The organism is Pseudomonas laurentiana, from assembly GCF_014648275.1.
Taxonomy (GTDB): Bacteria; Pseudomonadota; Gammaproteobacteria; order Pseudomonadales; family Pseudomonadaceae; genus Aquipseudomonas; species Aquipseudomonas laurentiana.
In genome coordinates, this window is sequence record NZ_BMQU01000022.1 from 55,924 (window position 1) to 66,210 (window position 10,287).

Sequence of the window (10,287 nt, forward strand, 5' to 3'; positions counted from 1 at the left end):
CGTTTGGCTGTTCGTCAGGCCGAAAGTGCACTGCTTGAGGAGCGACTGGCCAATGCTCAATTGGCCCAAGAGGGATTGGTCGCGCAGTTGGATGCTTGCCGTGATGAGGTCAGCGACTTGGGGCAGGCCAATGCGGCCAAGCAGGCGACCCTGGCCGCGCAGGCGCGTGAACTCGAACTGTTGCAGATCGAGCGTGACAACGCCAACGATGCGGCCCATGCCTGGCAGCTTGAGCGGGCTTCCAAGGAGGCTGAGCTACGCCGGCTGGATGCCCACAGTGCCGCGCTGGCGGCCGAATTGCGTGAGCAGCAGGACAGTCATCAGCAGCGCCTGCAAGACTTGCAGGGCTCGCGTGACGAGCTGCGTGCGCAGTTTGCCGAGATGGCCACGAAAATCTTCGATGAGCGTGAGCAGCGTTTTGCACAGACCAGCCAACAGCACCTGGGGCAACTGCTCGATCCGCTCAAGGAGCGTATCCAGGCGTTTGAGAAGCGCGTTGAGGACAGCTACCAGCAGGAAGCCCGCGAACGCTTTTCCCTGGCGAAAGAGCTGGAACGCCTGCAGCAACTGAACCTGCGTTTGAGTGATGAGGCTACCAACCTGACGCAGGCGCTCAAAGGGCAGAAAACCCAGGGTAATTGGGGGGAACTGATTCTTGAGCGGGTACTTGAACACGCAGGGTTGGAAAAGGGGCGCGAGTACCAGACCCAAGTCAGCCTGAAGAGTGCTGACGGCGAACGCTTCCAGCCCGACGTGCTGATCATGCTGCCGGGCGACAAACAGGTGGTAGTCGACTCCAAGGTCAGCCTCACGGCTTACCAGCAATATGTGGCAGCGGCTGACAACGAGATCGCTCAGGCTGCGCTCAAGCAGCATGTGCTGTCGTTGCGCAACCACGTGAAAGGCTTGTCCGGAAAGGACTACAACCGCCTTGAGGGGTTGCACAGTCTCGATTTTGTCTTGCTGTTCGTGCCGATTGAAGCGGCGTTTTCGGCGGCGCTGCAGGCCGAACCCAATTTGTTCCAGGAAGCCTTTGATCGGCAGATCGTGATTGTCAGCCCGACCACGTTGCTGGCTACCTTGCGGGTAATCGACAGCCTCTGGAAGCAGGAGCGGCAAAGCCAGAACGCAAGGGAAATCGCCGAGCGTGCGGGCTGGCTGTACGACAAGTTTGTACTGTTCATCCAGGATCTGGACGAACTCGGTAGTCGTTTGCAGCAGGTCGACAAGGCTTATGCGGCGGCGCGCAACAAGTTGTGCGAAGGGCGCGGGAACCTGATCAGTCGCAGCGAACAGCTGAAACTGCTCGGTGCCCGGGCCAGCAAGAGCCTACCCGCCGACCTGCTTGAGCGGGCGCTGAGCGATAGCGATGGCCTGGCTGCCGAAGTGCTTACTGGACCAGGCTCAGATGCCGATTGAGCAAGGCGCGCAACGCTGCCGGCTTGACTGGCTTGGCCAGGTAGTCGAGGCCGGCAGCATGCACTTGGGCGACCATTTCGGTACGTCCGTCGGCGCTGATGACTACGCCCGGTACAGGTTCGCCGAGGCGTGTACGTAACCAGGCCATCAGTTCGGTACCGGTTTCGCCATCATCCAGGTGGTAGTCCACCAGTGCCAGATGCGGACGTAGCCCTTTGGCCAGCAGTGCTTCGCATTCGTCCCGGTTGCGTGCGGTCCAGACCTGGCAACCCCAGCGGCTGAGCAGGCTGTTCATGCCGATGAGGATGCTGTCCTCATTGTCGACACACAGCACCTGCATCCCTGCCAGGGCTTGTCCGGCTTGTTCGGCAACCGGCGCGGGCGGGGCTACTGGCGCGGTAGCCAATGGCACGCAGACTCGAAACACGCTGCCCTTGCCGGGCCACGAGTGCACTTGCAACGGATGACCCAGTACCCGGCACAGGCCGTCAGCAATCGCCAAGCCCAGACCCAGGCCTTTTTCTGCGCGGGTCTGGTGGCTGTCCAGGCGTTTGAATTCCTCGAAAATGACTTGCAGCTTGTCGTTGGCGATGCCCGGGCCGCGGTCCCAGACCTCCAGCCACAAGTTGTCCTGGCTACGCCGTACGCCAAGCAGGATTGGGCTCTTGCCGTAGCGGAAGGCATTGGTCAGGAAGTTCTGCAGAATACGTCGTAGCAGTTTCATGTCGCTGTGCACACGCAAACGGCTACTGCGCACGCGGAAGTCCAGGCCCTGTTCCCGGGCCAGTACCTTGAACTCGGCGCCCAGGGTGTCGAACAGTTCGCTCAGGGCAAACGGCTTGGCGTCCGGGGTGATCTTGCCGTTTTCCAGGCGGGAGATGTCCAGCAGGTCGCTGATCAACTCTTCCGCGGAGCGCAGCGAGCTGTCCAGGTGTTGAACCAGTTGCTGTGCCTCGGTAGACAGCCCGTCGCCTTGATGGGAGAGCGCGGCGGAGAACAGTCGGGCAGCGTTCAGTGGCTGCATCAGGTCGTGGCTGACCGCCGCGAGGAAACGGGTCTTGGACTGGTTGGCGGCTTCGGCGTGGCTTTTCGCTTCGGTCAGGGCCAGGTTCAGTTGCGACAGTTCGTGGGTTCGCGCCGCAACCCGCTGCTCAAGCCCCTCGTTGGCATCCTTGAGGGCTTGTTCAGCTTCGCGGAACGGCGTGATGTCGGTAAAGCTCATGACAAACCCGCCACCCGGCATCGGGTTGCCAATCAGTTCGATGACCCGGCCATTGGGGAACAGTCGCTCAGAGGTGTGGGCGCGGCCTTGGCGCATCCAGTGCAGGCGCCGGGCAACATGGACCTGGGCTTCGCCGGGGCCGCACAGACCGCGTTCGGCGTTGTAGCGGATAATGTCGGCAATCGGTCGGCCGACACTGATCAAGCCGTCCGGATAATTGAACAGTTCCAGGTAACGACGGTTCCAGGCCACCAGGCGCAGTGACTGGTCGACCACACTGATGCCCTGGCTGATGTTCTCGATGGCGCCCTGCAAGAGTGCCCGGTTGAATTGCAGCACCTCGGAGGCCTCGTCGGCGATACGCACGACGTCTTCGAGTTGCATGTCGCGACCTTCGATGGCCGCCTTGACCACGGCCCGCGTCGAAGAGGTTCCGAGCACGCCTGCGAGCAGTCGTTCGGTATGCTCGATCCAGTCACCGTCGGCATTCTGATTAGGGTTGAAGCCCTTGCCCTGGCGGTAGGCGAAGCGGATGAAGCTCTGGCGCGCACGCTCTTCGCCGACAAAACGTGCGGCCAGGTTCAGCAGGTCGTTGATCTGTACTGCCAGCAGCGAGCGGTTGCTCGGTCGGGCGTTGGTTTCCTGGCCGATGAAGCGACCGGCCTGCCAGTGCTCCGATACCCGTGTGCGGGAGAGGATCGACACCCAGGCGAATAGCGTGAAGTTACCGGCCAGCGACAACACCACGCCTTGGGTCAGCGGGCTGATCGGCAGGTTCAGCGGGTTGCTGTGCAGCCACGTCAAGCCTGGGAGCAGGTTGAGTGACCAGCCTAGGCTATGCGCAGCGATGGGCAGCACCAAGGTGTAGAACCAGATGAAAATACCAGCTGCAAGGCCCGCAAACACACCGCGGCGGTTGGCCTGTTTCCAGTACAACGCACCCAGCATGGCGGGCGTCAGTTGGGTGATGGCAGCAAAAGCAATCTGGCCGATGGTTGCCAGGCTGGCCGTGGACCCGAGCAGGCGGTAGCTGACATAGGCCAGCAGCAGGATCGCAACAATCGACACCCGGCGCACCGAGAGCATCCAGTGGCGGAACACTTCAAAGGGGCGTTCGGCGTTGTTACGCCGTAACAGCCACGGCAGCAGCATGTCGTTGGAGACCATGGTCGACAGCGCCACGCTGGCGACGATTACCATGCCGGTAGCCGCCGAGGCGCCACCGATAAATGCCAGCAAGGCCAAGGCCGGGTGCGCTTCGGCCAGCGGCAGGCTGATCACGAATGAGTCGGGGATGACTGAGTTAGGCAGCATCATCTGCCCGGCCAGGGCAATCGGGACCACGAACAGTGCCGCAAGAATCAGGTAGGCCGGGAATACCCAGCGCGCCAGGCGCAAGTCCTGAGGTTCGATGTTTTCAACCACGGTGACGTGGAACTGTCGTGGCAGGCAGATGATCGCCATCATCGCCACACCGGTCTGAACCACCATCGAGGGCCAGTTGACGGTTTCCTGCCAATAGGTTTCCAGGCGAGGTGCCATTTGCGCCTGGCTGAACAGATCGTCGAAGCCATCGTAGAGATTGAAGGTGACGAAGGCGCCGACGGCCAGAAACGCCAGGAGTTTGACCAGCGACTCGAAGGCAATGGCCAGGACCATGCCACGGTGGTGCTCGGTGACATCCAGGCTGCGAGTACCGAAGACGATGGTGAACAGCGCCAGCACCAGCGAGACCACCAGGGCGGTGTCCTGTACCCGGCTACCAGTGGCATCTGCACCTGCACCAATCAGCAGGTTGACCCCCAATACGATGCCTTTGAGCTGCAAGGCGATATACGGCAGTACACCCACCAGACAGATCAGTGCAACCACCACGGCCAGCGTCTGCGACTTGCCGTAGCGGGCGGCGATGAAGTCGGCAATCGAGGTGATGTTTTCCTGCTTGCTGATCAAGACCATCTTCTGCAGCACCCAGGGTGCAAACAGCATCAGCAGCACTGGGCCTAGGTAGATAGGCAGGAATGCCCAGAGTTGTTCGGCGGCCTGGCCGACCGAGCCGAAGAATGTCCAGCTACTGCAGTACACGGCCAGCGAAAGGCTGTACACCCAGGCACGCAGGCGCGGGGGCAGCGGCTTGCTGCGGCGGTCGCCGTAGAAAGCGATGGCGAACATGATGGCCATATAGGCCAGGGCGACCACGGCGATCAGCCCACTGGACAGCGACATGACAACTCCGAAAAAAGGGGGAGTACACCTCCAGCCTAACGGTATACCTCGATCTATCAGTCTGGCACGCCGTTCGCGCTTAGTCAGCGCCGACCATGGTAGCAGTGGCGCAGCGTCGCAGGGGGATCACCGCAACGCCAGGATCTGAACACGCCACGGATTGTCAGTGCTTATCGGTCAAATAGATAACAGTTAGAGAAATTACCCGTTTTATAGATATTTAAGGTGCCTCTACCATGGGCTCTACCTCACCCGAGGACAGGAGTACACACCATGCCATGCCCGACCAGCAGCGCCGCGTCGCTGCGTCCGTTCCAGCAACTGACCCATCCCCGCGAAGTGATTCGCCAGTTCACGCCCAACTGGTTCGCCGTCACCATGGGGACCGGCGTTCTTGCCTTGGCACTCAAGCAGGCGCTGCCAGCGCTGAGTGGCGTGGCCGAGGCTTTGTGGCTGCTGACTATCGGCTTGTTCATTCTATTCAGCGCAATGTATGCGGCGCGCTGGTTGTTGTACTTCCATGAGGCGCGCAGGATCTTTGCCCACGCTACGGTTTCGATGTTCTTTGGAACGATTCCGATGGGCCTGGCAACGATTCTCAATGGTGCCCTGGTGTTCGGTCTTGAGCGCTGGGGGCAGGGCATCGTGCCCTGGATCGAGGTGCTGTGGTGGTTCGACGTGGTGCTGGCCGTGCTCTGCGGCGTGGTCATTCCGTACCTGATGTTCACCCGTCAGGAGCACAGCATCGATCAAATGACCGCCGTCTGGTTGTTGCCGGTGGTGGCTGCCGAAGTGGCGGCGGCCAGTGGCGGCCTGTTGGCGCCACATCTGGCGGATACGCATCAGCAATTCCAGGTGCTGATCGTCAGCTATGTATTGTGGGCGGTCTCGCTGCCGGTGGCGTTCAGTATCCTGACCATCCTCTTGTTGCGCATGGCCTTGCACAAGTTGCCTCACGCCAGCATGGCGGCCTCAAGTTGGCTGGCCTTGGGACCGATTGGCACTGGCGCCTTGGGTATGTTGCTGCTGGGCAGCGATGCACCTGCCGTATTTGCCGCCAATGGTCTGGGCGGGCTTGGCGAGATCGCCCGGGGTATTGGTCTGATTGCCGGCATCGTCTTGTGGGGGTGTGGCTTGTGGTGGTTGCTGACGGCAGTGCTTATTACCCTGCGATACATGCGCCACGGGATGCCGTTCAACCTTGGCTGGTGGGGTTTTACCTTTCCGTTGGGGGTGTACGCCTTGGCCACGCTGAAGCTCGCTGCCTGGCTTGAGTTGGGTTTCTTTCAGGTTATCGGCAGTGGGTTGGTGCTGGCGCTGATCGCGCTCTGGTTGCTGGTGGCCAGCCGCACACTGCGTGGTGCCTGGCGTGGTGAGCTGTTCGTGTCGCCCTGTATTGCGGATCTTCGGGCCTGACTTATCGATAGGTACTGGTCTTGCTGGTGGTTCGGTTGCGGGCAAGACCGGCTCCAGCAAGGGCGTTTGTGCTACAACTGTGGCTTTTACGGCACAGCTGGCCTCCAATAACAAAGCCCCACGCAGGTACACGGACGATGAGTCACCCCTCGCAATTCACATTGCTCGGCAAGCGGCGTTTTCTGCCGTTTTTCATTACCCAGTCGCTGGGTGCCTTCAATGACAACATCTTCAAGCAGTCGCTGATTCTCGCCATTCTCTACAAGCTCAGTATCGAGGGTGACCGTTCGATCTGGGTCAACCTGTGTGCGCTGCTGTTTATCCTGCCGTTCTTTCTATTTTCGGCACTGGCCGGGCAGTTTGGTGAGAAGTTCGCCAAGGACGCATTGATTCGTGTGATCAAGCTGGCCGAGATCGGCATCATGGCGGTTGGTGCCATTGGTTTTCTCACCAATCACCTGGCGCTGATGCTGTTGGCGTTGTTTGCCATGGGCACTCACTCAGCGTTGTTCGGCCCCGTCAAATACTCGATCTTGCCGCAGGCGCTGCATGAGGAAGAGTTGGTGGGCGGTAACGGCCTGGTTGAAATGGGCACCTTTCTCGCCATCCTGGCGGGCACCATTGGCGCCGGTGTGATGATGTCCAGTGGGCACTATGCCCCTGTGGTTGCGACCGCCGTGGTATCGGTGGCTGCACTGGGTTACCTGTCCAGCCAGTGGATTCCGCGTGCCGCCGCTGCTTCGCCACAGATGAAACTGGATTGGAATATCTTCACCCAGTCCTGGGCAACCCTGCGCCTGGGCTTGAATCAGACCCCGGCGGTGTCGCGTTCGATTGTCGGCAACTCCTGGTTCTGGTTTGTCGGGGCGATCTACCTCACTCAGATTCCTGCCTATGCCAAGGACTGGTTACATGGCGACGAGACCGTGGTCACCCTGGTATTGACCCTCTTCTCAGTGGGTATCGCGGTCGGTTCGCTGTTGTGCGAGCGCCTTAGCGGACGCAAGGTCGAGATCGGCCTGGTGCCATTTGGCTCGTTTGGCCTGACCCTGTTTGGCCTGTTGTGGTGGTGGCATTCGGGCGATGTCGTGGCGGGTGCGCAGCCCTACGACTGGCTGACCCTGCTGGGCATGAGCCAGGCCTGGTGGATCATGCTGTCGATCCTGGGGCTGGGCGTGTTTGGCGGCTTTTATATCGTACCGTTGTACGCGTTGATCCAGTCGCGTACCGCCGAAAACGAGCGGGCCCGGGTCATCGCTGCGAACAACATCCTCAATGCACTGTTCATGGTGGTCTCGGCCATTGTCACCATTGTGCTGTTGAGTGTGGTCGAACTGACCATTCCGCAACTGTTCCTGGTGGTCTCGCTGCTGAACATCGCGGTCAATACCTACATCTTCAAGATCGTTCCGGAATTCACCATGCGTTTCATGATCTGGCTGCTCAGCCATTCCATGTACCGTGTCGAGCACCGCGACCTTGAGCAGATTCCTGATGACGGTGCCGCGCTACTGGTGTGCAATCACGTGTCTTTTGTCGATGCACTGTTGATCGGTGGTGCGGTGCGGCGACCTATCCGTTTCGTGATGTATTACAAAATCTACCGTCTGCCGGTGCTCAACTTCATTTTCCGCACCGCCGGGGCCATCCCGATTGCCGGGCGCAAGGAGGACCCGCAAACCTACGAGCGGGCTTTCCAGAAAATTGCCGAGTACCTGCGTCAGGGTGAATTGGTGTGCATCTTTCCGGAAGGCAAACTGACCTCGGACGGTGAAATCGATGAGTTTAAAGGCGGCGTGCGCCTGATTATCGAGCAGACACCGGTGCCGGTGATCCCGATGGCCTTGCAGGGCTTGTGGGGGAGTTTTTTCAGCCGGGACCCGGCCAAGGGCTTCTTCCGTCGCTTGTGGTCACGGGTGACCCTGGTGGCCGGGACCGCCGTCCCGGTTGAGGCGGCAGAACCGGCACTGTTGCGCGAGCGGGTCAGCGCATTGCGTGGAACCTTGCGCTGACCGGGGTAGGGCAGGTCAGCTGGCGCTGACCTTCAGCCCGACCAGGCCGGTGACGATCAGGGCGACGCTGGCCAGGCGCATCAAGGCCATGGACTCGCCGAACAGGATAACCCCGGCGATGACCGTGCCCACTGCACCGACGCCGGTCCAGATGGCATAGGCCGTGCCGAGCGGCAGTTCCTTCATCGCCAGGCCAAGCAGGCCCAGGCTGACCAGCATGGCAGCAATGGTCAGCAGGGTTGGCAGTGGACGGGTAAAGCCATCGGTGTACTTCAGGCCGACAGCCCAGCCGACTTCGAACAGGCCGGCACAAAACAGGATGATCCAGGACATGCAGTGTCTCCATCAGGTGATGGGGCCGTCCCCGGATTGGTCACGCGATGCGTCGTGAGGCCGTCCTCACTGTGGGCAATATAGTGCACAACATCGAGTGGCAGGGCAATACGTCGGCCTGTACCGTGAAGGGCCGGGGACGCCATGCGTTTTGACTAGCCGTGCCTGCGATGGCATCGGTGGGGTTTCAGTGAGTTCGCGGTGCCTCTATCGCTGGCAAGGCCAGCCTCCCACACGGTCGTGTGCAGGTGAGCTGGCTTGCCTGCGATGCAGGCGCAACGCTTAGATTCCCTGCGGAATCTCTTCGCCACCCAGCGCTTCAAACAGCGCCGGCAGGAACTCGCCGAAGGTCAGCATCATCAGGGTGAAGCTGGCATCGAGTTGGCCCAGGGCCTCATCACCGCCGTCTTCTTCGGCCTGATCCTGCAGCAGTTCCTCGAACTTCAGGCGCTTGATCACCATCTTGTCGTCGAGCACGAAGGACAGCTTGTCCTGCCAGGCCAGTGACAATTGGGTGACTTGCTTGCCGGTGCCCAGGTGCATCTGGATCTCGTCGCTGGTCAGGTCCTGACGCTTGCAGCGAACGATACCGCCGTCTTCATGGGTGTCACGCAGTTCGCACTCGTCCAGAACATAGAAGTCCGGGGCGGCTTGCTGGGTTTTCACCCACTCGGTCATGGTCGCGCTTGGGGCGATCTTCACGCTCAGTGGTCGTACGGGGAGCGAGCCCATTACCTCACGGAGGGTGGAGAGCAGGTCTTCGGCACGCTTGGCACTGGAGGCGTTGACCAGAATCAGGCCTTGCTTGGGGGCGATGGCGGCGAAGGTTGCCGAGCGGCGGATAAAGGCACGAGGCAGGAACGCCTGGATGATTTCATCCTTGATCTGATCGCGTTCCTTTTTGTAGACCTTGCGCATTTGCTCGGCCTCGATCTCGTCGATCTTCTCTTTAACCGCATCGCGCACGACACTGCCAGGCAGGATACGTTCTTCTTTACGTGCGGCGATCAGCAGGAAGTCCTGGCTGACATGCACCAGTGGAGCGTCCTCACCCTTGCCAAATGGTGCGACGAAACCGTAGGTGGTCAATTCCTGGCTGGCACAAGGGCGCGCTGGCTTGCTGGCCAGAGCGGTTTCCAGCGCCTCGGGGTCAAACGGGATGTCCTGGGTCAGGCGATAGATCAGCAGGTTTTTGAACCACATGGGGTGCATCTCTCCTTAACACATAAGGAGGGCATTATTCTCCGAGCAGCCGCCTCAGGCCAAGTCTGCTAAGTCGTTGGAAGGCTTGAAAAAAATTTTTAAAAAAGTGCTTGCCAGACTCTAAGGTGCTCCGTAGAATGCGCCCCACACCGAGACGATGGGTGATTAGCTCAGCCGGGAGAGCATCTGCCTTACAAGCAGAGGGTCGGCGGTTCGATCCCGTCATCACCCACCACTTCTCAGTGTTAGCGCAGCGGTAGTTCAGTCGGTTAGAATACCGGCCTGTCACGCCGGGGGTCGCGGGTTCGAGTCCCGTCCGCTGCGCCATATCCGCCTCGAGGCCCTTGAACTCCTCGAAGCAACAAAGAAAGCGACCTTAGGGTCGCTTTTTTTGTTGTGCGCCAGGCATGGCGCGTTGCGCGTTAGCGCAACCCGTTTGGCTGTGGTGGCTGAATG

General features: G+C 60.3%; 6 protein-coding genes and 2 tRNA genes. 5 read left to right on the top strand and 3 right to left on the bottom strand.

Annotated features, from left to right (window positions below):
- Positions 1–30 precede the first annotated feature (30 nt).
- Positions 31–1,419, top strand: coding sequence for a DNA recombination protein RmuC (locus IE038_RS19885; protein WP_163937957.1), 1,389 nt, complete (start codon positions 31–33; stop codon positions 1,417–1,419).
- On the opposite strand, the gene IE038_RS19890 is transcribed toward IE038_RS19885, so the two are convergent.
- Positions 1,391–4,867, bottom strand: coding sequence for a PAS domain-containing hybrid sensor histidine kinase/response regulator (locus IE038_RS19890; protein ID WP_189396168.1), 3,477 nt, complete (start codon positions 4,865–4,867; stop codon positions 1,391–1,393). The two genes, IE038_RS19885 and IE038_RS19890, sit on opposite strands and share 29 nt — an antisense overlap.
- Before the next feature lie 273 nt (positions 4,868–5,140).
- On the opposite strand from IE038_RS19890, the gene IE038_RS19895 reads away from it, so the two are divergent.
- Positions 5,141–6,283: a TDT family transporter gene (locus IE038_RS19895; protein ID WP_163937899.1), complete on the top strand. Its 1,143-nt coding sequence runs from the start codon at positions 5,141–5,143 to the stop codon at positions 6,281–6,283.
- Between the two features lie 137 nt (positions 6,284–6,420).
- Positions 6,421–8,295: an MFS transporter gene (locus IE038_RS19900; protein WP_189396169.1), complete on the top strand. Its 1,875-nt coding sequence runs from the start codon at positions 6,421–6,423 to the stop codon at positions 8,293–8,295.
- A 15-nt stretch (positions 8,296–8,310) separates the two neighbouring features.
- Here the strand turns inward: IE038_RS19900 and sugE are convergent, their stop codons facing one another.
- The gene (sugE, locus tag IE038_RS19905) at positions 8,311–8,628 is read right to left on the bottom strand and encodes a quaternary ammonium compound efflux SMR transporter SugE (RefSeq protein WP_065760536.1); all 318 of its coding nucleotides are present in this window, start codon (positions 8,626–8,628) and stop codon (positions 8,311–8,313) included.
- A gap of 282 nt (positions 8,629–8,910) precedes the next feature.
- Entirely contained in the window at positions 8,911–9,831 is a 921-nt protein-coding gene (gene rdgC / locus IE038_RS19910; protein ID WP_102053282.1) for a recombination-associated protein RdgC, read from the bottom strand.
- A 159-nt stretch (positions 9,832–9,990) separates the two neighbouring features.
- Between rdgC and IE038_RS19915 the strand changes: the two genes are divergently transcribed.
- Both IE038_RS19915 and IE038_RS19920 read left to right on the top strand, forming a co-directional pair.
- Positions 9,991–10,066 (top strand) — tRNA-Val (locus tag IE038_RS19915).
- Between the two features lie 15 nt (positions 10,067–10,081).
- Positions 10,082–10,158 (top strand) — tRNA-Asp (locus tag IE038_RS19920).
- Positions 10,159–10,287: the final 129 nt, after the last annotated feature.

Coding starts and splice junctions, on each gene's coding strand:
- IE038_RS19890 (WP_189396168.1), bottom strand. CDS start 4,867: ATGTCGCTGTCCAGTGGGCTGATCGCCGTGGTCGCCCTGGCCTATATG.
- IE038_RS19895 (WP_163937899.1), top strand. CDS start 5,141: ATGCCATGCCCGACCAGCAGCGCCGCGTCGCTGCGTCCGTTCCAGCAA.
- IE038_RS19900 (WP_189396169.1), top strand. CDS start 6,421: ATGAGTCACCCCTCGCAATTCACATTGCTCGGCAAGCGGCGTTTTCTG.
- sugE (WP_065760536.1), bottom strand. CDS start 8,628: ATGTCCTGGATCATCCTGTTTTGTGCCGGCCTGTTCGAAGTCGGCTGG.
- rdgC (WP_102053282.1), bottom strand. CDS start 9,831: ATGTGGTTCAAAAACCTGCTGATCTATCGCCTGACCCAGGACATCCCG.